Here is a 25,688-nt window from a genome sequence, read left to right on the forward strand (position 1 = left end):
GATTCGGACGGCATTCAGAAGGACACGGAGCGCATGTTCGGCTTCTTTCCGCGTCTGAAGGAACGTGCGTCGCAGTATGCGGGCACGCTGTCGGGCGGCGAACAGCAGATGCTCGCGATGGCCCGCGCGCTGCTGTCGCGCCCGAAGCTCCTGCTGCTCGACGAACCGTCGATGGGTCTATCGCCGATCATGGTTGAGAAGATCTTCGAGGTCGTGCGCGAGATCTCGAAGGACGGGCTGACGGTGTTGCTGGTGGAGCAGAACGCGCGCCTGGCACTTCAAGCGGCAAACCGAGCTTACGTTATGGACTCAGGAGACATCACGATGTCAGGTGACGCAAATGCGATGCTTGATAACCCGATGGTCCGCGCCGCTTACCTCGGAGAGTAGAACGGAAGTGGGTCTGGCGCGGGAATCGCGGGCGAGTTGCGTATGCTAGAACCGATGCCGGAATCCTAGACGTACTGCCGCTTGATGGGCGTTCGAAGACGCAGTAAGCGATTCTAGCTGCGCCATGCTGGAGGACGACGCAATTTGATACGCGAGCTGTAAGTACAGATCGGTGCGTTTTGATAGGAAGTAATCGGCCATGGTTGCGAGTTCGTGATAATGCAATGACGCGGAGCGTCCATGGTCATGCTCGAGCGTGAAGGTGTACGCACCGACTAACTGAACGTCTGGAGCCGCTGTCCACTCGACGCTGGCCTCGGCGTTGTCAAAAATTACGTCGCGATTCGCTGAGCCGCCGTGGAAAGTGGTTCTTGTGTAAGAGCTTAGTAATTGCACTCGCTCAAGCTGTACACTAGCCCCGACTCCCCAGATGTCTTGACTACTCGCATCCGCCAAAAAGCCTCCGTAGATGACGTTCGTGTAGGTTGGCGAATTCGCCGACGCGTTCAGTACAGCGGTTGCTGGGTGGTTGATATGCGTGTAGGCAGCGCCGGCGCCTGTGCCCTCCATTATGTAGTTCACGCCCGCGCTCCAGGCACTGTTGTTCCCAAAGCTTCCCGCGACCCCGCCGAAAGCGTACATGCTACCAAAGCTCAAACCGCGGTAATTCACGCTACGGAACTTTACTGAGTTATCGAAGCGGACACTTCCACCCAGATTGTCGACATCGTTCGCATGATAGAAAAGTGCGCCGCCCAAGAGCTGACTAGCATTGAAGGGATACAGGAAGTCGAGCATGGATTCGTATTGCCGCCCAAAGATCACGCTCCCCCACGGAGAACGCAGTCCGACGTAAGCCTGACGGCCAAACATTCGGCCGCCTTGGCCGAGCTTCCCGGAGCTCAAGTCATAACCGGTCTCCAAGGTGAAGATCGCTGCAAACTTATTACCGAGGTCTTCTTGACCTCTGAACCCAAAGCGACTCCCTTGTACAAAACCGCTCGCTAGCTGAATATTTGATGAGCCTAACTGATTGCTTGTGTAATTGAGACCTTCATCGATGATCCCGTATAGCGTGATACTAGACTGAGCGAAGGCGCAGGCGGGAACGCTCATAGAAAGCGCTGCGAATGTCCGAAGCTTCATATTGTCGTCTCCTATCCAATGGGTTCAACCAGATGCAAGGATGGTCGTGTATACCGGGGTAGGCAGTCCAATGCCGTTCAAAATTGTTGCGATGCTTGCCGGTCATACACATTCCAAGGCAAGGAAATCGGGGATAAAGCGAGGAAACGTCGTGAAGGTGGAGAACGAGGAGTTGCGTGCCTTTGTGGCTGTGGCGCAGACCGGAAGTTTCCAACGGGCTGCCGAGTTGTTGCACCTAACTCAACCCGGCCTGTCGCGTCGCATCAAAAGGCTGGAAGAAGCTCTGGGCACCCAGCTTTTCAGCCGCACGGGGCGGCGAACCACACTCACAGGTGTTGGGCGACAGTTCCTTCCAATGGCACGGGAGCAGATCGCTCAACTGGATTCGATGCTCGCGTCAATTCGCGAGATCGCGGAGAAGCGCGTCTCGAAAATTCGCATCGCGAGCATTCCATCGCTACTAAGTGGTGTGCTTCCTCGCGCGCTGAGGAAATTTGCTTCGGACCTTCCGCAGGTAGGCGTGCAGATTTTCGACGGCAATCACGACTACGTTCTCAGCCAGGTTAGAAGTGGTATCGCGGAGTTCGGCGTGACCTCGGACTGCGGCGACGACGAAGATCTAACTTTCGAGAGGCTATTTCGGGAGCCGATTGTGGTCGCAGTTTGCGAGGCCTCAGACGCAGTGCTAGGGTCGACCGTAAGCCTTTCCGCACTTAAAGGCGAAAGACTTATCATCGGGGGGCGCGACAGCGCTAACCGCCTTGCGCTTGAGATGTTGATGGCTCGGGAAGGGATAAGTCTGCGATGGTTCTACGAAGTCGAGCACATTGCCTCAGTCGTAGCGCTTGTGCGAGCGGGCCTTGGTCTGGCGATCGTGCCGGCGATGTCGCTAGAAGGCAGTGATAGTCAAGGCGTGCGGCTAGTCAATATTTCTGAGCCAAGTATGGCCCGAGATATTGGCATCGTCCGCCGCCGATCCCGTGCCCTTTCTCCGATGTCAGAGACTTTCCGTTCTGCACTGGTCGAGGAAATATCCACCCGGCGTCGCCGGTGACTGCAACGGGCAGAATGGAGTGCCAGCGGAGGAAAACGCCGGCCAGCGTAGCGACACTTGGAGGCCAACGTGTGGTTAGAAAGGCCTTCGATCATGCCAAGGGTTTAACTCCTCGAGCAAGCTCGACGCTTGCAATACACCAATATCATCGAAACGCCGCCCAACTATCTGCAAGCCTACCGGCAGACCGCTAGTCGTTGAGCCGCATGGGACACTAGCTGCCGGGTTCCCGGACATATTGAACGGGTACGAAAACTCGGCCCATTGCATCCAGTCCCATGTTTGTTTCGGCCAATCCGCAGGCTCCAGAGCGGGAAGAGGAAAGGCGACCACCGAGGCAGCAGGTGTCAGCAACAAGTCAAAGGGCTCGAACCAACGATGAATATCGGAGACGTATTCGTACTTTTTCGCACGCATTGTTTGGTATTCCTGCATGGAGTAGTGACGACCTGTTTCGATGCAGGCTACCAGGCCTGGATCCATCAACTCGCTCCACTCGTCCATGTATCCGGCGAGGTGAGCCTCGTGTGCGGACCAGAAAAAGCGTCCCAGTTCGGCTCCGCGAGCGCCCCAAGCAGGTTCCACACACTCCAGGTCGCAATCAAGCGCCTTGGCGAGCACATTGGCTGCTTGAAGCGATAGCGCTGCGACCTCCGGATCTACTCGCGCGTGTCCAAGTGTCTGGCTGAACGCGATCCGACGCACTTTCGATCGGTGCTTAGCCGCATCGGCATAGGAGATGTTTTCGCGAGGGAGTGATGTGAAGTCCCGCGGATCGTGCCCAGACATTACATCTAGCATAAGTGCCGCGTCTCGCACGAATCGCGTCATCGGACCGATATGCGACGTTAGATCGCCCAAACTTAGGGGGTAATAGGGGACCCGTCCGTATGTTGGCTTCAGTCCGAAAACACCGCAGAAGTGCGCGGGCATCCGGATGGAACCTGCGCCATCGCTGCCTTGGTGAAGTGTGCCGAATCCGCTTGCTGCGGCAGCTCCGGCGCCTGCGGAGGACGCGCCTGCATTGGTTCCAAATTTCCACGGGTTATGCGTGAGGCCGGTAAGCGGGCTGCGGCTCACGCCGGTCCAACCGAACTCTGAAACCGTGGTCTTCCCTAAAATCACTGCACCCGCATCGATTAATCGCTGGGCAACGGGCGCATTTTCGAAGGGGGCGCTCAATGCGATGCGCGATCCGTTCTTGGTCGGCATCGTCGCTGTCCGAACCATGTCTTTGATCGTAGTTGGGACGCCTGCGAGAGGACCCGCGTTTCCATCGGCGTACGCTTGTTCCGCCACCCGCGCGCTTTTTAGCGCCTCTTCCGGAGCGAAATGTGCGAACGCGTTGACGCGCTCGTTGTGCCGCTCGATATGCTCTATCACCGCCTTGGTGACTTCTACAGGGGACAGCGTCTTGGCTCGAAAGGCCTCGATCAAGTTGGCAGCGGACAGCCAGGGCAGGTCACTTTTTGACATCGAAAACTCCTCCATAGTCGGTCGATAACGGTCGTGGAGGCCAAGTGTCTACTGCTTTTCGGTAACGCGTCCAATGACGGATTGTTTGCAGTTCATGCGCGAAGCCTATGCCGCGCCAGAAAGGCGATGCGCGGTTCGCATCGGTAGTGCACAAAGTAGCATTGGACGAATGAAAATTGTAAGCGGACGATTGGGGTGAAAAATCACTTACTAGGTTACTCAACCGTGAGGAGATGGAACTCCATGGAAAGTGCTTCTGAGCAGGTAGCGGTGCCTACGGAACGTGCGACAAGAGGAAATGTGTTGGTCGCAGCAGCGGTCGGACAGCTTGTGGAATGGTATGACTTCGCCGTGTATGGCTTCAGCGTGCCAATCATCGCCCATCTGTTCTTCCCATCGCAAAGCAAATCTGCCGCTCTCATGCTTGTCTTTGCAGTCTATGGTGTGGCGTTCGTGATGCGACCATTGGGTGGCTTAGTCTTTGGCGTCTGGGGAGACAAGGTCGGGCGACAGCGCGTCTTGTCAGTCATCATCCTGCTTGTTGGAGCGTCTACTGCGGCAATCGGAGCTTTGCCAGGCTATGCAACTATTGGCGTGGCGGCGCCAATCCTGCTTACGTTGTGCCGGCTGCTACAGGGATTCTCGGCTGGCGGCGAGGCGATCGGCGCGTCATCCTTTGTGATTGAAAGCGCACCAAGCCACCGTCGAGGCGTTTGGATAGGCTTCGTCATCGCCATGTCCGTTGTGCCGGTCATAGTCGCTGGGCAGTGCGTCGGCCTATTGAGTCAAGTCATGAGTGCTTCGGGTTTCGAGTCTTGGGGCTGGCGTATCCCCTTCCTGATTTCGCTACCGTTGTCGATCGTTGGACTGTACATCCGTCTTGCGACGGAGGACGGCCAGGGTTTTATCACAGCAAAGTCGTCGGGACAGCTATCAGCCGCGCCCATACGAGACTCACTAACCCGGGATATGAGAAGTGTCATGTTCGTCTTCGTGCTGGCCGGCTTGACGTCGCTGGCCTACTACATGTTAGCCGGGTACTTCTATACTTTCCTGCAAGTGACAGTGGGTTTACCAAAATCGGAGGCGTTGACAGCGAACACTGTTGGAATGCTTGTTACGGTCGTGGGCTTTCCTGTATGCGGCTGGCTGAGTGACATTATTGGAAGGAAGCCAATGGTACTAATAGGGTCGTCTCTACTTGCACTCGCTGGCATTCCTGCCTTCGCCGTCGCGGCGCACGGAGGCTTCACCAGTGCTTTACTTGCTCAGTTCCTTCTTGGATTGTCTATATCAGTGTTTGGGGGTGGAGCATATGTGGCAATGGTTGAGTTATTCCCAGCGACGACTCGATTCACGGGAGGCGCTATTGGCTATAACGCCGCCTATGCGGCCTTCGGGGGCACTGCGCCTCTGATGGGGTCATTCCTGGTCGCAAAGACGGGATACCCGACGGCGCCGGGGTTTTATTTGACGATGGTCGCGATTATCGCGTTGCTCGTTTTCTTTCGGATGCCAGAAACGTATCGATCGAATGTCGGTCGATCGACCTAGTCATCATGTATGAAACCTGCCGCACCTCAAGTTTACGCGGATTAAGCTTGAGGTGGGCTACACCGCGGCTCAGAGCCGCATTGAGGGGGCAGGGCATGAACAAGTTTAGCAAGTATGTGGGGCTGGACGTCCATCAGGAATCGATTGCCGTGGCGGTCGCCGACACGGCTGGTGACGTGCGGTATATGGGCGAGATCCCCAACACGCCCGAGGCCATCGCGAAACTGGTGGCACAGCCGAAGCGCGGCAGGGGACGGCTGGCATTCTGCTCCGAAGCCGGTCCCTGCAGCTATGCAATTTTGCCGACAGCTGCGCGAGTTAAAGCAGGACTACCAAGTCGTCGCGCCCTCGCTGATTCTGAAAAAGCCAGGCGAACGCGTGAAGACTGACCGACGCGATGCCCTAAGCCTGGCGTGCCTGCATCGCGCCGGCGCGTTGAGTCCCGTGTGGATTCCGGATGACGCACAGGAGGCGCTGCGCGATCTGACCCGTGCGCGTGAAGACATGAAGCATTTGCACCACCAAGCTAAGCAACGGCTGTTGTCGTTTCTGTCTCGGCATGGCTATCGCTACGCGGGTCGCTCCTGGTGGACCCAGCCGCACTGGCGTTGGCTGGAAGGCATTAAGTTTGCCCGACCGGAGCAACAGATCGTGCTGCAGGAATATATCGACACCGTGCAAGCGTGTGGCAGGCACGTAACAAGCCTTGACCGCGAAGTCGAAACGGCTGCATATGCCAGCCCGGCCTGGTCGGTGATCGAGGCGTTGATGGCGCTGCGTGGCATCAGTCTGCTCGCCGCGGTGACCGTAGTCGCCGAGGTCGGTGATCTCACACGGTTCGCCGATGCGCCCCAACTGATGACGTATCTGGGGATAGTGCCTAGCGAACATTCCAGCGGCAAGCGCGAGCGCCGCGGTGGCATCACCAAGACCGGCAACAGCCATGTCCGCCGAGTACTCGTCGAAGCAGCGTGGACTTATCGTCATGCTGCACGAAAGACCGCGATCCTTCAGCGGCGCGCAGAGCGTACGGCCCGCGAAATCCAGGAGATCGCCTGGTCGGCGCAAAAGCGACTACCACGCGTTGCCCGATAGCGCAGATAAAGCCGGCGACTTCGCGCGCAATAGCGGTACAGACCTGTTTCTTGAGCTTACCATATGCTATCAACGTTCGAAAGCGCTGACCGTCGGATAACCGCCTCGTCCTGGCTCAAGCATCCTGTTGTTCAAAACCGCCAAGAAAGCGGCGGTTTGGCATTCTCGTGAGTACCGATGTGCCGCGCTTACCAGCGTAAGCATCGAAAAGCCGGCATCTAAACAAGGGGGCACTGCCTTGGGTTCGTTCCCGTTGCCCGCTACAAGGCGCCATCACTGGGTACTTGACGCCGCGCGAGTTCGGTTGAGGGGGATGAAAAGGGCAAGCAAGGCAACAGGATGTTTGAGCCAGGACTGGGCAAAGGTGGGAGAACCCTCGCGGTGACACTAGGAGCAACTGATTCTGATATGCGCGGGTTGGTTACCGCATGACAAACGAAACGTCGGGGAACTGCCTCAATCTAGATTCGAGGATTGTGCTGTTTCCTCTTTGCCCTGCGTGATTGCGAAAGCGACAAAAAGCTACGTCGAAATAGTCTTTGAAGATCGCTTGCGATCAACTCGCAACCTGTACTGAAAGGCTCCGCCTTTGAAATAGAGATACTCAAAGTCGATTGGCTTCTGGGCGCTATCGTACGTGAGCCGTTCGACTTGCAGCGCTGGGGCACCTTTTTTAATTTCAAGCGCACGAGCGATAGCCGCAGGAGCCGAGATAGCGTCAATTTTTAGATCGGCGGCTCCCAGCAAAACACCACAGTCATTTTCGAGAACGAGGAAAACGTCGCGCATGACGAGATCCGCCCGCTTGAGCTTCCTGCCGATCGACTCTGGAAGGAACGATATCTCATAAGACGTCGGCTCACGGTTGACGAACCGAAGACGGTGGATTTCGACGACCGGCGCGCCCGGATCAAGTGCGAGCCGGGCTGCAACCTCAACGCTTGCGCGAACGAAGTCAAAAGAGATCACCCGATTCACAATTTCGTAGCCATCGCCCGACATGGATTCCGCGAAGCCCTGAAGGGAGGTGATGTTCTGGACTGTTTTTGGCTGCGAGACGAACGAACCCTTGCCATGCACTTTGAAGATCAGCCCCTCCTTCTGAAGATCGCCCATCGCCTGTCGGATTGTGATGCGGCTGACTTCGAACATCTCCTGCAGTTCGCTTTCTGAAGGCATCCGGGTGTGAGGCTGATAACGACCGTCGAGAATGCCTGCGCGCAGCGCGTCTTTGATCTGTTGATAGAGAGGAACGGGAGAGTCCGGCTCGAAAGTGCGCTGGCGAGTCTGCATGGTTGCTGAGGGAGGCCTTAACGTGCAGTGTTGGCTGTGGCGCATTATACCTTCTGCGGCGGTGGAACCCGTTGTTGAATAAGCGCCCGAGGACAGCGCACCGTTGCAGTCCATTGCACCAGATTGAACCGATTGGCACTCTTTTGCTGCGTGACGCACTTTGACTGCGCGCGAAGTCAGATCGAAAGTACCGTCCAGCCTAGTGTTCCTGCATGGCACCGAATCTGCTTAGTACGGCACGTCATAGCTGGTTATGACGAGTTGCGGAAGCTCCGCACGCGTATGCGAAGAATCTGGCGAGGAGAGACTTTTGGATACTTGGGTGGCATTGGTAGCGGCCGCGACGACAGCTTTCGTCTCCACCAACGTGGACGGTTTCGCGCTGCTCCTTGGCATATACAGCGACCCCCGATTTCGTGGACGTGAGATTTTGTCGGGGCAATTTGCAAGCGTTGCGGTGCAAATAGCGTTGGCGGCCGGGATTGTTCAGTCGGGCTGGCTCGTGGAGGCACCGGTTCTCGGCCTGGCCGGGATAATCCCGTTGTTTGCCGGGCTTAGGGGGATCACCTGTTTCCGCGCGGAGGAAGTAGCAGACGCGGCCACTGCATCGATGACTTTCTCACGACAGCGAGGTGGTATTAGCCGCATTTTGGAGGTTTTGACGGTCACGACCTCAGGTGCGCTTGACAACGTGCTGGCTTACGCAAGCGTTCTGGTGGGCCGCAGTCCAACTGATGTTTTAATAGAGGTTGCATCATTAGGATTCCTGACTGGATCGCTCTGCGCGGGCGCATTTTTAATTACCAGATCGGGTGCTTTGATTAACGGCGTCCGAGATGTGGCTGTTCGTATAGCGCCGTTCGCGACAACTGCGGTTGGTCTTTCTTTGCTAATGCGCTTCAACACCCTGACGTGGATCACTTCGCTCGCGTAAAGGGAACAGTTGCACCATGCAATGACGTCGCTGCACCGAAGTCATTCACAACTGGACGAACTTCGGCGTTGAATCACGATGCTTTTGGCGCGCTGGACCCAGCATGCCCGACCGGAAGCGCTTGGCATACAGCTTGCGTATCCTCCGTTAAACTTGTCATGACGAGTTATGTCTACCCGTATGCACTTCACGGAATCCGTCCCACACGCTGCAGGTGCAAGCCGCGCACCTCTAAAGGACCATACGCCACTGTATTTGCAAATTGCCGATATCTTGCGGACGCGCATTCTGCAGGGCGCCTATCAGCCAAATCAGCAGATGCCGTCCGAGAGCGAACTGATGGGCGCCTTCGACGTGAGCCGCATCACCGTGCGGCAGGCGCTGGGCAACCTGCAAAGCGAAGGGCTGATTTTCCGAGTTCATGGTAAGGGAACATTTGTATCGCGACCACGGGCATTTCAAGACCTCGGAAGTCTGCAGGGCTTCGGGACCGCGATGCGTGAGATGGGGTACGAAACACATTCGAAAGTTTTGTCGGTACGCACGGTGACGGCGCCGACGAGGGTGGTAGAGCGCATCGCGCTCAGCGGTCGGGTGACTGAACTCCGCCGTCTGCGCTTTCTGAACCGCGCGCCGATATCTGTCGACATATCGTATCTGCCGCTCAACATCGGGCAACGCGTGGCCCGGGCGGACCTCGCAAACCGAGACGTGTTTTCAGTACTCGAGAACGACTGTCAGATTGCGCTGGGTCATGCCGATTTAAGTATCAGTTCGGTCCCGGCAACCGCCGAGCAGCGCGACCTGCTCAGCGTGGATTTGCACGCGCCGATCCTGTTCATTGAGCGCGTGATTCATACGAGGGAGGGTGCGCCGCTCGAATACGAGGAGCTTTATTACAGGGGAGACGCCTTCCAGTTCAAAGTGCGGGTTGAGAGACAAGCCGCGATGCCATGAAACGAAGGAACTGGCTGGAACACAGGCGGGTGCCGTTTCGGCGTCCCGGTGATCACCGTCCGACATGAGCGTCAAGCACTTCGGATGCGAGTCGTCTCATGTCTTTCAATCTTTAGGGTTACATCATGCGAATCAGAGGTTTGGTAAGGCGAGCGGTGTTCAATGCTTCTCTCGTCGCGATGGGGTCCGTGTTGGCCTTGGCAAGCAGTGCGCGAGCCGAAACGATCGATATCGGAATCGGGACGCAGGACACGACGACCAACACTGTAACGGGCGGCATCGTGATCAAGCAACTGGAACTGTTGGACAAATATTTGCCGCATACAGGCAAGTACAAGGACATCGCCTATAACGTCACTTGGCAGAACGCGACTTCGGGGCCGCCGATCACCAACGGCATGATCGCCGGAAAGCTGCAGATTGGCATGATGGGCGACTACCCGCTGTTGGTGAACGGTGCGACAGGACACGCCACCAACAACGATACGGAGCTTGTCGCGGTAATCGCGTATAACGCACATGGAGGCGGAAACGGCGTCGTCGTGCCAAAGGACTCGCCCTACTACGACCTGAGCGACCTGAAAGGCAAGCGCGTATCGGTGCCGTTCGGTTCGGCGGCGCACGGCATGTTGCTGGCCGCGTTGCAAAGCAGGAATCTGCCGAGCGATTACTTCACGCTGGCGAACCAGTCGCCGGAAGTGGGCAGCACAAGCATTCAGGAGAAGCGTATCGATGCCCATGCGGACTTCGTGCCCTTCGCGGAACTGTTGCCGTATCGCGGCTACGCACGCAAGATTTTCGATGGCGTAGAAACTGGACAACCCACGTTCCATGGGGTCGTCGTGCGCAAGGACTTTGGACAGAAGTATCCCGAGCTCGTTACCGCCTATATCAAGGCGTTGATGGAAGCAAATGAGTGGGTGCGCAAGAACCCAGAGCAGGCGGCCGAAAAGATCCAATCGTGGACCGGGGTGAACAAGGAGGTCGCGTATATTTTCCTCGGTCCGGGCGGTATCCATACGCTCGACCCCACGCTCAAGCCGCGCTGGATCAAGGCGCTAAAAACTGACTATGCGGTGCTCAAGAAGTTAAACATGGTCAAGGACCTCGATATCGACACGTGGGTCAACGATTCTTTCGTGCGTGAGGCCTTCAAGGAAACCGGTCGGAACTACGACACACAACTTGCGAGCTTCGCGAACTATCAAATTCAGGGCACTGACTCGGTCTGCAACGTATCCGTCGTCAATCCGTCGCAAGCCGGGCAAGTTTGGATTCAGGGCGGTACTGTCATGCCTTTTAGTTCGACCACCTGCACGCTTGAAGGCGTGAATCGATACCGCTCGCAGGGCAAGAAAGTCGATGCCGTCTATCTGATGGACAAGACCTTGGGGGTGAAAGTCTTCGCGAATGATGCGTTCTATACGTTGGGGGGCGCAGCCGGCTCGAAGCTTGAAATAGAGTCATTCCTGCTCAAGCGGGACGCAGAAGCGAGCGCGAAGAACTCAGGTGCCAGAGTGGTCGGGTACGCCGATGCATTGAGCGCCATTGTCAACGGAGGGAAGTGAAATGGAACGCTCTTTCGAACTCAAAAACAGCGCATCCGCAGGGCCCGCGCCAGCAAAGCCGCGGCGTCTGAGAATGCCGACGCTGGGCAATGCGCAAACGGTTGGTATAAAAATCGCATGCGCCGCGATATCAATCGGTGCCGTGTTCCTGGTGTGGTACCTATGCACGCGCTACCGGGTGCAGTTCTATATTCGCTTTCAAAATGTGCCCACGCCTTACGAGGTCTTCCGCGAGGCGGTGCACGTTGTCGGCTCCGATGCGTTCGCGAAGAACATCGGCAATAGTCTGCGGCGAATTTTCCTCGGGTTTGCGATCGCCGTCGGAGCGGGCGTCGGTATGGGCATGTTGATCGGCAGATATCGTGCGGTCGGCCACTTGCTCATGCCGGCCATTGAGGTGCTCCGACCCATTCCGGCCATTGCGTGGGTGCCGATGTCGATCATGCTTTGGCCTTCGACAGAGTCGTCGATCATCTTCATTACATTTATCGGCGCATTCTATCCGATCCTGCTCAACACGGTGGACGGTGTCGAATCGCTCGATGCCGTGTTGATGCGCGCGGGCCGGTGCCTCGGTGCAAGTGAAGCGCAATTGTTCTGGCATGTGATCCTGCCGGGTGTGCTGCCGAATATCTTCACCGGCCTTGCGGTGGGCATGGGTGTGGCGTGGGTTTCGTTGATCGCAGCCGAGATGATCTCCGGCCAGTACGGCGTCGGTTACTACACCTGGGAAGCCTATTCCCTTGTCAATTATCCGGCAATTGTACTCGGCATGATAACCATTGGTGCGCTCGGGCTGCTGTGCAGCGGGGGCATCCGGTTGTTCGGCCAGTTTCTGATGCCGTGGCTCGTCTATGTCAACGGAGCACGCAAATGACGCAAACAAACAAAGGACGTATCGACTGCCGCAATATCGGCGTCGTGTTCGGCTCAGGTGAGGCTCAGACCGAGGCCGTCAAAGATGTCTCGATCACCGTTGAGCCGCATGAGTTCGTTTCGCTGATTGGCCCGTCGGGCTGCGGCAAATCATCGCTGCTGAGCATCGTCGCGGGTTTCACGAAGCCGACGCGCGGCACCGCTGTACTGGACGGAGTGAACATCACTAGGCCCGGAGCTGAGCGCGGCGTGGTCTTTCAGCAGTATTCGCTGTTCCCGTGGCTGCGCGTGCGCGAAAACGTCGAATTCGGCCTCAAGATGGCGGGTGTTTCGCGCGTCAAGCGTGAGGGCACAGCGCGCACTCTACTGGGCCTCGCGGGGCTCCTCGCTTTCGAGAACCATTACCCGGACCAACTCTCCGGCGGCATGAAGCAACGGATCGGCATCGTGCGCGCCCTGGCGGCGAATCCGCAGGTCCTACTGATGGACGAACCGTTCGGCGCTCTCGACACGCAAACGCGAACTGTGATGCAGGAGATACTAACCAATATGTGGCAGCGCTTCCGGCTGTCTGTGCTGTTCATCACTCACGACATCGAAGAAGCGGTCTTTCTTTCCGATCGCGTCTATGTGATGACTGCGCGCCCCGGCCGCATCAAAGCAGAGATTCGCGTGCCGTTGCCACGTCCCCGCACGCCGGCGATGTTTGATACGCCAGAGTTTGTTGAGCTGGTTCAGCGCCTAAAAAATTTGATTCGCGAGGAATCGCTTGCGGCGATGGGTTCAGAACTGCAATCGGGCGGCGTCGAAGGGTTCAGCATGGAGATGGGCCCGGGCGGCATCAAAGAAATTTTGTAACGTGCCGGAAAACGTAGTGCAAGCCGGACGAACCGGTGGAAATTAGTATCCCTAACCGGGAGCGGGGGATAACGCTCTCGACCTGATGGAGTTTTGCAATGAGCAAGAAACCGAACATCCTGTTCTTCCACGTCGACAACCTGGGCATGGGAGAACTGGGCTGCTACGGCGGCGGTAAGCTGCGCGGCGCTGATACGAAGCGCATCGACGCATTCTGCAAGGAGGGCACCAAACTCACGCACTATGTGGTGGAGCCACAGTGCACCCCGACGCGCTCGGCGTTGATGACGGGGCGTTACCCAATCCGATCGGGCAATCACACGATTGCGCTGGGCGGTAATGGTGGAGGCTTGGTGACATGGGAAATTACGATCGCCGAATTGCTGGCGAAGGGCGGATACAAGTCCTCGTGCCTTGGCAAATGGCATATTGGCGCAGAGGACGGCCGCTTTCCGACCGATCACGGTTTCGACGAATGGTATGGCCCTCTGCGCACCTATGACGAATGCATGTGGCTCGAAGACCCTCATTACGTCCCAGAGCGGGACGGGTACTCGCACATGCACGAAGGCTTCAAGGGCAAGGGTACGCGTGCGCTGCTGGACGAGCAGCTTACGATGGAAACCAAGAAGACCTGCGACCTCGAATATCAGAAGCGCGGGATCGACTTCATGCAGCGTTGTGTGAAGAACGATGAGCCGTTCTTCCTTTACTTCAACCACTCACTGATGCATTTCCCGATGTCGCCGCGCGACGAATTTGTCGGGAAGAGTACCAACGGTGACTGGGGCGACTGCCTGCTGATGCTCGATCATGACTTCGGCGTGTTGCTCGACGAACTCGATCGTCTCGGCGTGGCGGATGACACCATCGTCATTCTGTGCGGCGACAACGGCGCGGAAGATCACCTCGCCGGGCGCGGAACGGGCGGCTTCTTCGACGGATCGTACTTCAGTTCGGCCGAAGGCGGCATTCGCACGCCGTTGCTGGCGCGTTGGCCGGGTCGCATTCCGGCGGGCGTCGAAAGCAACGAAATGGTACATGTCACCGACATGTTCACGACGCTGCTGAGTTTCGCTGGCGAAGAGACGCCAAAGGACCGCCTTATCGACGGGAAAGACCAGACCAAGTTCTTCCTCGGCGCGCAGCAAACGTCGAACCGCGAGTCGTGCATGGTGTGGCTAAAGGACGAACTACATGCGGTGAAGTGGAAGGATTTCAAGATTAACTTTAAGCGCCAGCAGCATTTCCACGATCCCGAGCTGCCGCTCGGCTTCGCGCGCATCACCCATCTGCAGGAGGATCCGAAGGAGCGCGAGGCGGTCAATCAGCGTTATGTACGGTGGTGGGTGATGCAGCATGCGCATCGCGTTGTACGCGAATTCGATGAAAGCGTAAAGCGAGAAGAGCTGATTCCTCCGGGCTCCGAACTCGACTTCGTACCTAAGTCAGTCTTCAACTCTTGATGCCATGAGCGCGCCGATGACGGACGCACGACCCGCGAAACGTGCATGCTGCCGCGCCGCTTCAACCACAGGGGCGCAAGCCCCGACGTGCGGGACTGGCCACAGTCAAGGCATGGTGCTAATCAAAGGAGGCGAATTCACGATGGGTTCGGACCGCTTTTACCGCGAGGAGCGTCCGGCGCGGCGCGTCACGGCGCCGGATTTTTGGATCGACATCCACCCGGTGACAAACGCACAGTTCGAGGCGTTTGTCGCGGCGACCGGTTATCTCACCGTATCGGAACGGCATCCGGATCCGGCGCTCTACCCGGACGCCGATCCTGCGCTGCTGCGTCCGGGGTCGCTTGTATTCACGCAGCCGGCATCCCGGGTCGGCCTGCGTGATTACCGCGACTGGTGGTCCTATGTCCCAGGGGCGAACTGGCGGCACCCGCAAGGACCACAGAGCGATTTAGATGGTCTCGCCGAGCATCCAGTCGTACATGTGTCGTTTGCCGATGTAAGCGCGTATGCGGCGTGGGCGGGCAAGGCGCTGCCTAACGAAATCGAGTGGGAATATGCTGCACGCGGCGGACTCGATGGCGCTGCGTACGCATGGGGCGACGAGTTCGCACCCGACGGGCGGCAGATGGCGAACACTTGGCAGGGCGAGTTCCCGTGGCAGAACACCACGCTCGATGGTTACGCGCGCACGTCTCCCGTGAAGTCCTATCCGGCCAACGGCTACGGGCTTTACGATGTCGCGGGCAACGTGTGGGAATGGACTGCCACGCGTTATGGATTCGCCCCGGGCGTCGAGGAAACAAAGTCGTGCTGCATTCCGTCTTCGGACCTTGGCGATCCTTCTGTGCGTCACGTCGTGAAGGGCGGCTCGCATCTGTGTGCGCCGAGTTATTGCCTCCGTTATCGGCCGGCTGCTCGTCAAGGCCAGACGCTCGATACCTCGACGAGCCATATCGGCTTCCGATGCATCGTTCGATGTAACTGACTTACAAAGCGGCGCGCATCGTTGTCGCGTGCCGCATATCTTCTGTCGCTTTTCACATACTAGACAAGTAGAGTCTCTTTATGACCCATCCTGTGAACAGGATCGCCACGGCCTTCGTCACTCTACGTACCGGCCTACCAACATCGCGTCCAGACCTTATGCGCGAAGTGCTTGCCGGCGTGGTCACCAGCCTTGCGCTGATTCCCGAGGTCATCTCTTTTGCTTTTGTCTCGGGTGTCGATCCGCGTTCGGCGCTGTTCGCCTCCGTAGCTCTTTTGCTCGTTACCTCGCTGCTGGGCGGACGCCCGGCAATGGTCACTGCTGCAGCCGGATCCGTCGCACTCGTGATCGGGCCGATGGCGCACGCACACGGAGCAGGCTACATCTTTCCTGCCGTGCTCATTGGCGGCCTGATTCAGGTTGCGTTCGGCATGCTCGGTTTGGCGCGAATCGTGCGCTTCATTCCGCGTTCGGTGATGCTCGGCTTTGTCAACGCCCTGGGCATCTTAATTTTCTGCGCACAAATACCGCATTTGGTCGGAAAGCCGTTCACGGTCTATGTTCTCTTCGCCATAACCTTGGCGATCGTGCTAATTGGGCCTCGCTTCACGCGTGCGGTGCCAGCACCGCTAATCGCTATCGTGGTGACAACGGGGCTTGCCGTCGCGCTGCAATGGGGAGTACCCACAGTCGGGGGCGGTCGTCCGATGCAGGCGGGGTTACCGGAACTCTCCTTGTGGACCGTGCCGTTCGATCTGGCGACGCTGAAGATCGTTTGGCAGACGGCAATCAGCATTGCATTTGTCGGGTTACTTGAGACGTTGCTCACCGCGAAGCTGGTAGACGAGATAACCGAAACTCGCTCGAACAAGACGCGTGAATCGTGGGCGCTGGGTGTGGCGAACCTATGCGCAGGCGCGTTCGGTGGCATCGGCGGCTGTGCGATGATTGGGCAGACGGTGGTGAATGTCGGCATCGGCGGGGCGCGTACGCGAGTCTCCACGTTGGCTGCAGCCTTCACCTTGCTCCTCTTGATGACTGGCCTGAGTTCCGTGATGGCACGCATTCCGATGGTGGCGCTCGCGGCGGTCATGATGGTCGTGGCAGTCAAGACGGTCGACTGGCACAGCCTGCGTCCGGCCACACTCAGGCGCATGCCGTGGATGGAAACATCGGTGATGCTGATTTCCGTGGCGCTAACGGTCTACACCGGCAATCTTGCGATCGGCGTCGTCGTCGGCGTGCTGCTCGCGATGGTACTGTTCGCGCGGCGTGTCGCCCACGTCATCCAGATCATACGCACGCTCTCTGCTGACGGGCGGAGTGTGCGCTATGAAGTGCAGGGTCCCCTTTTCTTCGGCAGCAGCAACGATCTGGTGGAGCGCTTCGAATACGCAAGCGATCCGCATATCGTCTACATCGATTTCACCATGTCGCAGATCTGGGATGCATCGACCGTTGCGGCGCTGGATTCCATTCAGACGAAATACCGGCGTCATCAGATTGACGTGGAGTTCACGGGTTTCGACGAACGTAGCCGTGCTTTCCATGCGCGACTTAGTGGGAACCTCAATGTCGGCTAATCCGAAGCTCCTCACGCCCCCTGCAGCGGGCGAATATTCCGCAGAGCAGATTCAAATACTGGAAGGACTGGACGCGGTTCGCAAGCGTCCGGGGATGTATATCGGCGATACGGCGGACGGCTCCGGGTTGCATCAACTGGTGTTCGAAGTCGTCGACAACGCCGTTGATGAAGCGATGGCCGGGCATTGCGACTTCGTTATAGTGACAATGCATGTTGATGGCTCCCTGTCGGTCGAAGATAACGGCCGCGGAATCCCGGTCGATGTCAAACTAGACGATCGCCACGAACCGCGACGGTCAGCCGCTGAAATTGCGCTCACGGAACTCCATGCAGGGGGCAAGTTCGATCAGAACAGCTATAAGGTGTCCGGCGGTCTCCATGGCGTGGGCGTGAGTTGCGTAAATGCCTTAAGCACGTGGCTAGAATTGACGATATGGCGGGAAGGGCGCACACATGCATTGTCGTTCCAGCAAGGCGTCTTGCAGGATCGGATTGTCGCGACGACGGACGAGGGCATCGCCATCAGTCCCGCGCGCGTGACAGGAATAGCCGACCGGCGCGGAACGCGTGTGCAGTTTCTGCCGGATGCGGAGATATTCCACCACGGCGCGTTCAGCTTTGAGGTGTTGGCCACGCGCCTGCGTGAACTCAGCTTTCTAAACGATGGGCTGATCATCCGGCTCATTGACGAGCGCACTGGCAGAGAAGAGGATTTCGCGTGCGCAGGTGGCGTAAAAGGATTCGTGCAGTATGCGAACTATGGGAAGCGCGCGGTTCACGACAGCATATTTCATGCACGGAATACACGCGGCAATGGCACGGCGGAGATCAGCGTCGAAGTGGCGATGCAATGGAACGATGGATACCGCGACGCCACCTTGTGCTTCACCAATAACATCGCGCAACGCGATGGCGGCACGCATTTGACTGGCTTGCGTGCGGCGACGACCCGCGTGCTCGGTAAATACGCGGAAGATAAAGGCTGGTCGAAAAAGGGCAATGTGAGCTTGACCGGCGACGACTTCCGCGAAGGCCTCGCCTGCGTCATAAATGTGAAGCTGCCAGACCCAAAATTCGGCAATCAGACCAAGGACAAACTTGTCAGCGTGGAAGCGCGCGCGGCGGTGGAGGAGGTCGTCGGCACGGCGCTAGCGGAATGGCTTGAGGAGCATCCCGCCGATGCACATGCCATTTGCGAGAAAATCATGGGTGCGGCACGTGCACGGGAGGCTGCACGGCGTGCGCGCGAGATGACTCGCCGGAAATCGGTATTTGCAGGTGCCGGTCTGCCGGGGAAGCTCGCCGATTGCCAGCAACGCGATCCGTCGCAGTCGGAGATTTACCTGGTTGAGGGCGACTCAGCGGGCGGAAGCGCCAAGCAAGGCCGGGACCGTGCGTTTCAAGCAATTCTGCCTTTGCGCGGCAAGATTCTGAACGTGGAGCGTGCGCGGTATGAAAAGGTATTGTCCTCGGGCGAGATCATGACACTCGTGACGGCGCTGGGTTGTGGCATCGGCACCGAGGATTTTCGCATTGAGAAGCTGCGCTATCACCGGATCATCATCATGACCGATGCGGACGTAGATGGGGCCCACATCCGCACGCTCTTGCTGACATTCTTTTATCGCCAAATGCGCGAGTTGATCGAACGCGGGTATATATTCATCGCGCAGCCCCCGCTATATAAGGTGCGGCATGGCAAGACCGAGCGGTACTTGAAGGACGATGCGGAGTTTTCACGCTGGCTGCTCGATGTCGCGCTGGAGCATGCAAGCGTACGCAGCGGTGAAAACGAAGATGTGATTGACGGAGACGCGCTGAGCGAACTCGCCCGCGAATGTCAGTTCTCGCAGTCCGCACTGCAGCGACTTTCTGCGATCGCGGATCGCACTGTGCTCGACGCGGTGTTTCGTGGATCGGTGATCCGACTTGATTCGATGGAGGCCGCACACGAGAGCGCGGAGCGACTCGCGGCTAGGTTGGAGGATGCATCGGTGAGCGTAGCGATAGCTGAAGGTTCGGGGAAACCTTGCTTGCAGGTGGTGCGCCGTTATTTAGGCAACGAGCGGCAGTGCGTCATTACCCCGGAACTGCTCCGTAGCCCGGACTTCCAGGTGCTAGAGCGATTTAGCGCGCAGTTCTCAGGGCGCCTCCGGCCGCCAATGGTTGTCGCACGGGGAGCAGGCGACCGCCGACGCGAACGCACAGTCAACGACTTTCCCGCTGCGCTCGCCTGGTTGTTGGACGACGCTGGTCGCGCTGTCGCGCGTCAGCGTTATAAAGGTCTCGGCGAGATGAACCCGACGCAACTTTGGGAAACTACGATGGACCCCGGTGCGCGACACATGTTGCAGGTGAGAATTGAGGACGCCATCGAGGCAGATCGCCTATTTTCAGTTCTGATGGGCGATGAGGTCGGTCCACGCCGTGAGTTTATAGAACGGCATGGAGCGGGGGCAAGCGAGATCGACGTATGAGCACGAGCTTCGGTATCGAGAACAACCCCGCGCTCCTTCGGCTTGGCGAGCTGGGTCATGCGCTTCAAGTCGCGGGGCGCCCCCTGTTCCCGAAGCAAATCTTTTCGAAGCCGTGGTGGGGGGCGCCATGGAGCGCGCGGCTGACGACGAACAGCAGTCCGACGAAATGGGTCGGGTGCTCGATTCGCTCCACACGCGCTTCGCATCTGCCACTCGCAGTCGTGAGACCATCGTGAGCACAATGAAAACGACGACGACGCCAGGCTACACGCTGTGGCAACTGGTGCCGTACATGCTGAGACTTGGCACTTTTGGCTTCGGCGGCCCGGTGGCGCTCGTGGGCAACATGTACCGCGATCTTGTGGAGCAGCGCGGGTGGATCGGCGAATCGGACTACCGCGAGGGCATCGCACTCGCGCAGATGATGCCGGGACCGCTAGCAGCACAACTCGCCATCTATATGGGCCACGTGCACTACCATCTCGTCGGTGCAACGCTCGCCGGTATCGCGTTCGTGTTGCCGTCGTTCCTGATGGTCGTCAGCCTCGGCTGGGCCTACGCGCATTTCGGCGGTCTAACCTGGATGCAGGCGGCCTTCTACGGCGTCGGTGCGGCCGTCGTCGGCATCATCGCAATGAGTGCCTACAAGCTTACTACGCGGACCCTCGGCAGGAGCCGGCTTCTTTGGGCGATTTATCTGACGCTCACTACGGTGACGGTCATCACCGAATCCGAAATCGCGTGGCTCTTCATCGCAGGCGGCCTCGTCAACTGGTTCGTGGTCGCTCCCCCTCGATGGCTGGCGAAGGGAGGGCCGAACGCCGTCGCCGCAACACAGTTGCCCCTTGCCAGCGCTGTACTTGGCGGGCTTGACTGGCCGCTACTCGGCCAGATCGGACTGTTCTTCGCGAAGGCCGGGGCCTTCGTATTCGGCTCCGGGCTGGCGATTGTTCCGTTCTTGTACGGCGGCGTGGTCACTGAACATCATTGGCTCAATGAGAGGCAGTTCGTCGACGCAGTCGCGGTCGCGATGATCACGCCTGGGCCGGTCGTCATTACTGTTGGTTTTATTGGCTATCTGGTCGCGGGTTTTGGGGGTGCCAGCATCGCCGCCCTGGGCACGTTCCTGCCGTGTTATCTCTTTACCGTACTGCCCGCGCCTTACTTCAAGAAGTACGGCAAGCTGCCCGCTGCCAAGGCATTCGTCGACGGCATTACCGCCGCTGCTGTTGGCTCAATCACCGGCTCGGTAATCGTGATTGCGCGGCGTTCCATTGTCGACTGGCCGACCGCTCTGCTGGCGCTCGCGACCGCGCTTTTGCTTTGGCGCTTCAAAAAGCTGCAGGAGCCGATCATTGTGATCGCGGCTGCACTCGTCGGCCTTCTCGTCTATCCGCTCATTCATTCGCACGCCGCTTGATTGCCTGCGCGTGCGTCCACCTGCGAGTATGTGGCGAGTTTGCTGATCAAATCGGTTATTGCGGAAAACTGGTAATGCAGAAGGCGACGGCTACACAGGAGACTCTCGAGCCGCCTGCGCCAGTAATGATGCGGGAGAGCCGCATTCGGCTCACGCAATACCGCTTCAAGAGCGAGCCGTAAATGGGAAATTTCAGCGTCGATCATTCGCAGCTCGAACGCCCCTAGGAGATTAGTGTCACGGGTGTCCATGCCTTGATAACGGCGCAATGGTCCAATTCTGAAGTGTGATCCGATTGGGGAAATACCGATCGACCCGGCGCGGGAGACGCTGCGCTCCATCGAAAATTTATCGTCGACTAGCACCCGTCCGAACTTAACATACACAGTCTAAACGCGCTCGACACGCTGATACGTCATGTGCTTTTCGCTTGAACGTCGGATAACCTAACGGAATAAATGCTGATCTCATTGACGCAGAGTGCGCACCGATGGGCAAGGGCGAGACGGAAGGCCCTCGCCCACACCGCCTTTGCGTTTGGCGAGATCCGGGCCGATTAATCTGATAACTGACGCGCGTATGTCCGCGAGATCGCATAGAGCAGTGCGCGAATGGCACCGCCTCGCAGCGCTGCGTCGCATGATCACCGCTCGCGCGTGAACAGCCAACTCGCCGTCCAACAGGTCCGTCCGCCGGCAGAAATGATTTAACCGCTGGGTGTGAAAAGATGGAGCGTGCACCGGCCGCCGACGCCGGTCGGTCATTGTCGCATCCCGTCGCTCGGGCCTTTCAAGCATTGCACTTGGGCTGAGAATGATAAGCAGGGCGCGGGCATGTAGGGGCTGCCTCGACTGGCTAGGCCGCTATTAGTCGGAGGCCTGCGGACAGAATCTACGACGCCTAGATTCAGTTGGCGCTAATCTTTAGTGCCGCGCCCACGGGGGCAGCTTGTGCGGCGCCCAAAGCTAGGGAGGACCTGATCTCGGGCGCCTGACGCTACAAAGCCACGAATGTCGCGCGCGTTTCGAAAGTTTAGTCGCGCTCCGAACATTCGTAACTGATGGCTAAGCGCGCGACCGTGCAGAGGCCAAACGCGCGTACAGCGGCTTCAACACTGAATCGACTGAAAGCGGCCCAGAACCACTAAATAGCAATGCCAGCAGCCCCGCCACGTACAGCGCATCGGTCTCGTAGCCCGGAGGCCCGAATTGCGGTATTCCATTTACTACCGACATGAGCTTGATCGAGGTGAACCCGTACTGCAAATGGACGGTGAGGGTCGCAACTGCCAGTACGACGATCATTGGCACTGTGACCAACGGGACGAAGGCGCCGAGCAATATTGCGAGACCGCCGAGCAGCTCGACAAGGATCGTGAGCCACGCCATCAGATGAGGCGCCGGCACACCGAGTGCATGGAGAATAGCAACGAAATTCTCGGGATTTTTGATAATCTTTGCATATCCGTGCGCCATAAAACCATATCCGACGATAAATCGGATTGGGAGGGGCGCAAAGAGAGCCAACCGCGCGGCGAGCCACTGCGGGTTGGCGAGAAGAAAAAACGGCCGAAGGACATTCATCAGCGAGTACCGAGGTTGATATAGATTCGGGAGCACTGCCGATGCGTTGAGCACTGGGCAGCGCTGGGGTTATGACGTAAATCGTTGCTTCGAACGTTTCGGTTACAGACCGCACATCTCTAATAGACGTTTCGTAGATTCCGAGCGCGCTTGGTAGCCGTATGACTACCTTCTTGGCAGCGATTCTGAGACCGCGTCGGCCTCTTACTTTGCGCAGCGGGGCTGTGTGAGCAATGCAACCCTGTGTTTAGGGACGAACTGTCGCGCGCCGTTCTCCAGCCGCTTCCTTCAACAGACCGCAAACTCTTGTGCTAGCGCATTGGACGGAATGTCTCACGAATGTCATGGATCACGGCAGCCGGATTTTCGAAGTAGCCAAAGTGTCCGCCGACTTCATGCGCGTTGACGAAGTGGACATTGAAATATCTAGCGCGTGGACCGGCAAGGAAGGCGGCCGCACGTTCCTCTGTTTTGATGCCCGGCGGATTCTCCCCTCCAAGCAGTGTTAGTCCGACCGGCGCTTCCACAACCGGGGTGCGGAAATGAGACGGTTGCCATGGATGGAAGACGGCGTCGGCATATGCACGCATTGAGGAGCCGGCCGTGTTAGTTAACCAATAGATCATTGCTGTCGTTATCATGTGTTCCCGAGAGAACACGTTCTCGACGTCGCCTTTTGTGTCTCCCCATGCTCGCCAGCGCTCGAGCATCCACGCAAGTAGCCCGACGGGCGAATCAGATAACGCATACGCAAGCGTTTGTGGATCAAGGGTGTGGACCGCGAAATGCGACACGTATTTGAGCAGGCTCGATGGAACGGGTGCGCGTTGATCCGAAGAGCGAGCAGTCGCGTCCCATGAGCGAGGTCCTTCGAATTGGTCTAGCAGCATCGCGTGCAACAAGTGCACACCAATCACCGTCGCTGCATATTTATGGCCGAGCTGAGAGCTTATTAGCGCCCCCCAGTCGCCCCCGCTTGCGCCGTATTGCGCGTAACCGAGCCCTTCTGTCATTAGTTGATTGATGAGGTCAGCGGTTTTCCAGAAATTGATTCCGGATATCGGAAGCGGGGACGAGAAGCCATACCCAGGTAGTGATGGGATGACGATATCAAACGCGTCGGACTGGTCGCCACCGTACTTCTTCGGGTCGACGAGCGGGTCGATTATTAGATGCAGATCCCAGAACGACCAAGGCCATCCGTGCATGATGACCAGAGGAATAGGGTTCGCACACGATTCAGCGCGGACGTGTATGTAGTGGATCGGGATACCTTGCACCGAAGCACGGAACTGCGGATAGGAGTTAATGCGCGCTTCGACGGCGCGCCAGTCGTACTCATACAACCAGTAGTCGGTAAGCGTGCGCAGATAAGTCGCATTGACGCCGTACTTCCAGCTCTCGTTACCCGGATCGTCGGGCCACCTAGTAAGCAGCAACCGTGCACGCAGTGCGTGAAGTTCAGTCTCAGGTATGGCTAGTCTGAACGGTTCGATCAATGGGGTCATGTTGTTACGTCTCTCAGTGTCCAGGCGGGTTGGTGGGGCATTCGCAGTTCTATTGTTTTGGTATGCTTAGCGACCGGATAGGACAAGCGGTAAATCTAAGGTACATGGCAGGAACTGGAATGGATAGCAATACGGCGCCTAGATGAACTCGCGACCAGAACTGCGGAACGTGAGACAATGAATGGTCCGCATTCGCGCGCTGACGCTTCATAGACTGGAATCGCCGAACCGTCCTTTGAGCGTCAATTCCCGAAGTATATATTGCAGAAGCTGGCCGGCCCGACGCATTCGTTGCGCGAAGGGGGCATATTTATTGCCGTCCTGGCAGGCAAAGTTTCACCCTTTCCGGACTCTACGGTGCCGTCCGATTGGGGCCCCATTGCTGTGTCACGCGCGTGCATCGCTCTCATACGCGCAACTTGATTCTGATAGATCGGGCTGACATCCGGGTACGAAGCATCAGTGACATAGGACGAGCCATTTTTCTGCGCCTCGATTAACTGCTGACGTACCTGCTCACGCGTCAATCCCTGGGCCTGTGCACTGGCGATCACGCCGATCGTAGCACCCGACAACATAACTGCAACGCAAAACTTACGCATCTTCACGATGATTTCCTCTTGACAAATTGGTGTTCGGAGATGTGTGGCCGCTGTCGACCGGGAGCGCGAATCGCCGGCAAAGGCACGCATCGGCACTGGACACAGCACGGCGCATCGAGATGAAGCTCTCCGCTCGGAATCGCTTCAATATCGACTGCTAAAGGGTATATCGGGCGAAATGTAGTTCAGGTTACGGTACGCTCTGTTAGATGTCGATCGAGCCATCGTGCTGTGCGGATCATGGTGCTTACAAAGGACGGCCGCACCTGTGCTTGCGCATGATTTGGCAGCGCATGAGTTTTCGTGTTTCTGTTTCTCAACGCCGCTGGAGATGTAAGGCGATACCAAGAAACCTACAGCATGCCGACCAGCGCGGCGGCGAAATCATCGGTTCGGTGCGTCGAGCCATCCGGGACAATCATCATCCCACTAGCTGTCGACGCGCGAGGCGGCAATTCGTCGCGCGCTGAGTTATCAGGTGTACGGAGGAACGCAATTGCCAGCCGGATCGGGAAAAGCGCTGGACTGGTTGATACTGGGAATTTTACGCCGATACGTGGGGTAAGCTGGGGAGGGCATCATGTCGAGCTATACAATGCAACTGTCAAAACGAGTCGGCGAGACGCGAATTATGCGAAATCATTAAGCGCAACCGATTTCCGGTTCGCATACGACGCAATATGAGAGCCACAGCGAGTCGGGAAGCGACATCGACGCGTCCTTTGAAGACTACGCTCATTCCGTCAGAGGCGGTCGACATTGGACCGCTGCAATGCGGTCGACCGTGAGATACGGTCCCGGTGTAGGTTCTCACTGTCAGCCGGGGGGGCCGATAACCCGCGATGCGAGAGAAGCGAT

The 25,688-nt window shown here is 57.8% G+C and carries 20 protein-coding genes and 1 pseudogene; 14 read left to right on the forward strand and 7 right to left on the reverse strand.

Annotated elements, in window-relative coordinates:
• Positions 1–390: ATP-binding cassette domain-containing protein (locus NCS02_RS35590; RefSeq protein ID WP_250523661.1), on the forward strand; the 390-nt coding region annotated here is incomplete at its 5' end.
• A gap of 45 nt (positions 391–435) precedes the next feature.
• On the opposite strand, the gene NCS02_RS35595 is transcribed toward NCS02_RS35590, so the two are convergent.
• On the reverse strand, positions 436–1,536 hold the full coding sequence (locus NCS02_RS35595) for a porin (RefSeq protein WP_250523662.1): 1,101 nt from the start codon (positions 1,534–1,536) through the stop codon (positions 436–438).
• A gap of 70 nt (positions 1,537–1,606) precedes the next feature.
• Here NCS02_RS35595 and NCS02_RS35600 point away from each other — a divergent pair, with 70 nt between their 5' ends.
• On the forward strand, positions 1,607–2,590 hold the full coding sequence (locus tag NCS02_RS35600; protein WP_250523663.1) for a LysR family transcriptional regulator: 984 nt from the start codon (positions 1,607–1,609) through the stop codon (positions 2,588–2,590).
• Positions 2,591–2,665: 75 nt separating this feature from the next.
• Here the strand turns inward: NCS02_RS35600 and NCS02_RS35605 are convergent, their stop codons facing one another.
• Positions 2,666–4,066 (reverse strand): amidase family protein, encoded by a 1,401-nt coding sequence (locus tag NCS02_RS35605; protein ID WP_250523664.1) that lies wholly within the window; start codon positions 4,064–4,066, stop codon positions 2,666–2,668.
• A 243-nt stretch (positions 4,067–4,309) separates the two neighbouring features.
• Here NCS02_RS35605 and NCS02_RS35610 point away from each other — a divergent pair, with 243 nt between their 5' ends.
• Complete coding sequence (locus NCS02_RS35610; protein ID WP_250523665.1) at positions 4,310–5,620, forward strand: MFS transporter; 1,311 nt, start codon at positions 4,310–4,312, stop codon at positions 5,618–5,620.
• Between the two features lie 95 nt (positions 5,621–5,715).
• Positions 5,716–6,697, forward strand: a pseudogene (locus tag NCS02_RS35620) (IS110 family RNA-guided transposase); the annotation flags it as partial.
• Between the two features lie 540 nt (positions 6,698–7,237).
• Here the strand turns inward: NCS02_RS35620 and NCS02_RS35625 are convergent.
• A complete protein-coding gene (locus tag NCS02_RS35625) occupies positions 7,238–8,008 on the reverse strand; it encodes a GntR family transcriptional regulator (protein ID WP_250523667.1) in 771 nt (256 codons plus the stop codon).
• A 310-nt stretch (positions 8,009–8,318) separates the two neighbouring features.
• Here NCS02_RS35625 and NCS02_RS35630 point away from each other — a divergent pair, with 310 nt between their 5' ends.
• From NCS02_RS35630 to NCS02_RS35675, 10 genes are all read left to right on the forward strand, one after another.
• The gene (locus NCS02_RS35630; protein WP_250523668.1) at positions 8,319–8,942 is read left to right on the forward strand and encodes a hypothetical protein; all 624 of its coding nucleotides are present in this window, start codon (positions 8,319–8,321) and stop codon (positions 8,940–8,942) included.
• Positions 8,943–9,197: 255 nt separating this feature from the next.
• Positions 9,198–9,899, forward strand: coding sequence for a GntR family transcriptional regulator (locus NCS02_RS35635; protein WP_250523669.1), 702 nt, complete (start codon positions 9,198–9,200; stop codon positions 9,897–9,899).
• A 125-nt stretch (positions 9,900–10,024) separates the two neighbouring features.
• On the forward strand, positions 10,025–11,467 hold the full coding sequence (locus NCS02_RS35640; protein WP_250523670.1) for an ABC transporter substrate-binding protein: 1,443 nt from the start codon (positions 10,025–10,027) through the stop codon (positions 11,465–11,467).
• Position 11,468: 1 nt separating this feature from the next.
• Positions 11,469–12,344 (forward strand): ABC transporter permease, encoded by an 876-nt coding sequence (locus NCS02_RS35645; protein ID WP_250523671.1) that lies wholly within the window; start codon positions 11,469–11,471, stop codon positions 12,342–12,344.
• Positions 12,341–13,201, forward strand: a complete 861-nt coding sequence (locus tag NCS02_RS35650) for an ABC transporter ATP-binding protein (RefSeq protein WP_250523672.1) — start codon at positions 12,341–12,343, stop codon at positions 13,199–13,201. The genes NCS02_RS35645 and NCS02_RS35650 overlap by 4 nt, the downstream gene beginning before the upstream one ends.
• A gap of 98 nt (positions 13,202–13,299) precedes the next feature.
• Complete coding sequence (locus tag NCS02_RS35655) at positions 13,300–14,667, forward strand: arylsulfatase (protein WP_250523673.1); 1,368 nt, start codon at positions 13,300–13,302, stop codon at positions 14,665–14,667.
• Between the two features lie 112 nt (positions 14,668–14,779).
• The gene (locus NCS02_RS35660) at positions 14,780–15,655 is read left to right on the forward strand and encodes a formylglycine-generating enzyme family protein (RefSeq protein WP_250523674.1); all 876 of its coding nucleotides are present in this window, start codon (positions 14,780–14,782) and stop codon (positions 15,653–15,655) included.
• Between the two features lie 158 nt (positions 15,656–15,813).
• Entirely contained in the window at positions 15,814–17,238 is a 1,425-nt protein-coding gene (locus tag NCS02_RS35665) for a SulP family inorganic anion transporter (RefSeq protein ID WP_250523675.1), read from the forward strand.
• Entirely contained in the window at positions 17,228–19,717 is a 2,490-nt protein-coding gene (gyrB, locus tag NCS02_RS35670; protein WP_250523676.1) for a DNA topoisomerase (ATP-hydrolyzing) subunit B, read from the forward strand. The genes NCS02_RS35665 and gyrB overlap by 11 nt, the downstream gene beginning before the upstream one ends.
• A 241-nt stretch (positions 19,718–19,958) precedes the next feature.
• A complete protein-coding gene (locus NCS02_RS35675) occupies positions 19,959–21,137 on the forward strand; it encodes a chromate transporter (protein ID WP_250523690.1) in 1,179 nt (392 codons plus the stop codon).
• On the opposite strand, the gene NCS02_RS35680 is transcribed toward NCS02_RS35675, so the two are convergent.
• The 4 genes from NCS02_RS35680 to NCS02_RS35695 form a co-directional block, all read right to left on the reverse strand.
• Positions 21,119–21,478, reverse strand: a complete 360-nt coding sequence (locus NCS02_RS35680) for a hypothetical protein (protein WP_250523677.1) — start codon at positions 21,476–21,478, stop codon at positions 21,119–21,121. The two genes, NCS02_RS35675 and NCS02_RS35680, sit on opposite strands and share 19 nt — an antisense overlap.
• Before the next feature lie 723 nt (positions 21,479–22,201).
• On the reverse strand, positions 22,202–22,720 hold the full coding sequence (locus NCS02_RS35685; RefSeq protein ID WP_250523678.1) for a DoxX family protein: 519 nt from the start codon (positions 22,718–22,720) through the stop codon (positions 22,202–22,204).
• Positions 22,721–23,031: 311 nt separating this feature from the next.
• Positions 23,032–24,228: an epoxide hydrolase family protein gene (locus NCS02_RS35690; RefSeq protein ID WP_250523679.1), complete on the reverse strand. Its 1,197-nt coding sequence runs from the start codon at positions 24,226–24,228 to the stop codon at positions 23,032–23,034.
• Between the two features lie 242 nt (positions 24,229–24,470).
• Positions 24,471–24,830 carry a DUF4148 domain-containing protein gene (locus tag NCS02_RS35695; protein ID WP_250523691.1) on the reverse strand — a complete coding sequence of 120 codons (360 nt, stop codon included), beginning with the start codon at positions 24,828–24,830 and terminating at the stop codon, positions 24,471–24,473.
• Positions 24,831–25,688 lie beyond the last annotated feature (858 nt).

This window comes from Caballeronia sp. NCF2 (genome assembly GCF_023631205.1).
Lineage (GTDB): Bacteria > Pseudomonadota > Gammaproteobacteria > Burkholderiales > Burkholderiaceae > Caballeronia > Caballeronia zhejiangensis.

What these genes read in the sequence shown, in the direction of transcription:
- NCS02_RS35695 (WP_250523691.1), bottom strand. Translation starts at nt 24,830, where the DNA reads ATGCGTAAGTTTTGCGTTGCAGTTATGTTGTCGGGTGCTACGATCGGC.
- NCS02_RS35685 (WP_250523678.1), bottom strand. Translation starts at nt 22,720, where the DNA reads ATGAATGTCCTTCGGCCGTTTTTTCTTCTCGCCAACCCGCAGTGGCTC.
- NCS02_RS35645 (WP_250523671.1), top strand. Translation starts at nt 11,469, where the DNA reads ATGGAACGCTCTTTCGAACTCAAAAACAGCGCATCCGCAGGGCCCGCG.
- NCS02_RS35655 (WP_250523673.1), top strand. Translation starts at nt 13,300, where the DNA reads ATGAGCAAGAAACCGAACATCCTGTTCTTCCACGTCGACAACCTGGGC.
- NCS02_RS35605 (WP_250523664.1), bottom strand. Translation starts at nt 4,066, where the DNA reads ATGTCAAAAAGTGACCTGCCCTGGCTGTCCGCTGCCAACTTGATCGAG.
- NCS02_RS35690 (WP_250523679.1), bottom strand. Translation starts at nt 24,228, where the DNA reads ATGACCCCATTGATCGAACCGTTCAGACTAGCCATACCTGAGACTGAA.
- NCS02_RS35600 (WP_250523663.1), top strand. Translation starts at nt 1,607, where the DNA reads ATGCCGTTCAAAATTGTTGCGATGCTTGCCGGTCATACACATTCCAAG.
- NCS02_RS35665 (WP_250523675.1), top strand. Translation starts at nt 15,814, where the DNA reads ATGCGCGAAGTGCTTGCCGGCGTGGTCACCAGCCTTGCGCTGATTCCC.
- NCS02_RS35680 (WP_250523677.1), bottom strand. Translation starts at nt 21,478, where the DNA reads ATGGAGCGCAGCGTCTCCCGCGCCGGGTCGATCGGTATTTCCCCAATC.
- gyrB (WP_250523676.1), top strand. Translation starts at nt 17,228, where the DNA reads ATGTCGGCTAATCCGAAGCTCCTCACGCCCCCTGCAGCGGGCGAATAT.
- NCS02_RS35625 (WP_250523667.1), bottom strand. Translation starts at nt 8,008, where the DNA reads ATGCAGACTCGCCAGCGCACTTTCGAGCCGGACTCTCCCGTTCCTCTC.
- NCS02_RS35660 (WP_250523674.1), top strand. Translation starts at nt 14,780, where the DNA reads ATGGTGCTAATCAAAGGAGGCGAATTCACGATGGGTTCGGACCGCTTT.
- NCS02_RS35640 (WP_250523670.1), top strand. Translation starts at nt 10,025, where the DNA reads ATGCGAATCAGAGGTTTGGTAAGGCGAGCGGTGTTCAATGCTTCTCTC.
- NCS02_RS35675 (WP_250523690.1), top strand. Translation starts at nt 19,959, where the DNA reads ATGAAAACGACGACGACGCCAGGCTACACGCTGTGGCAACTGGTGCCG.
- NCS02_RS35595 (WP_250523662.1), bottom strand. Translation starts at nt 1,536, where the DNA reads ATGAAGCTTCGGACATTCGCAGCGCTTTCTATGAGCGTTCCCGCCTGC.
- NCS02_RS35610 (WP_250523665.1), top strand. Translation starts at nt 4,310, where the DNA reads ATGGAAAGTGCTTCTGAGCAGGTAGCGGTGCCTACGGAACGTGCGACA.
- NCS02_RS35650 (WP_250523672.1), top strand. Translation starts at nt 12,341, where the DNA reads ATGACGCAAACAAACAAAGGACGTATCGACTGCCGCAATATCGGCGTC.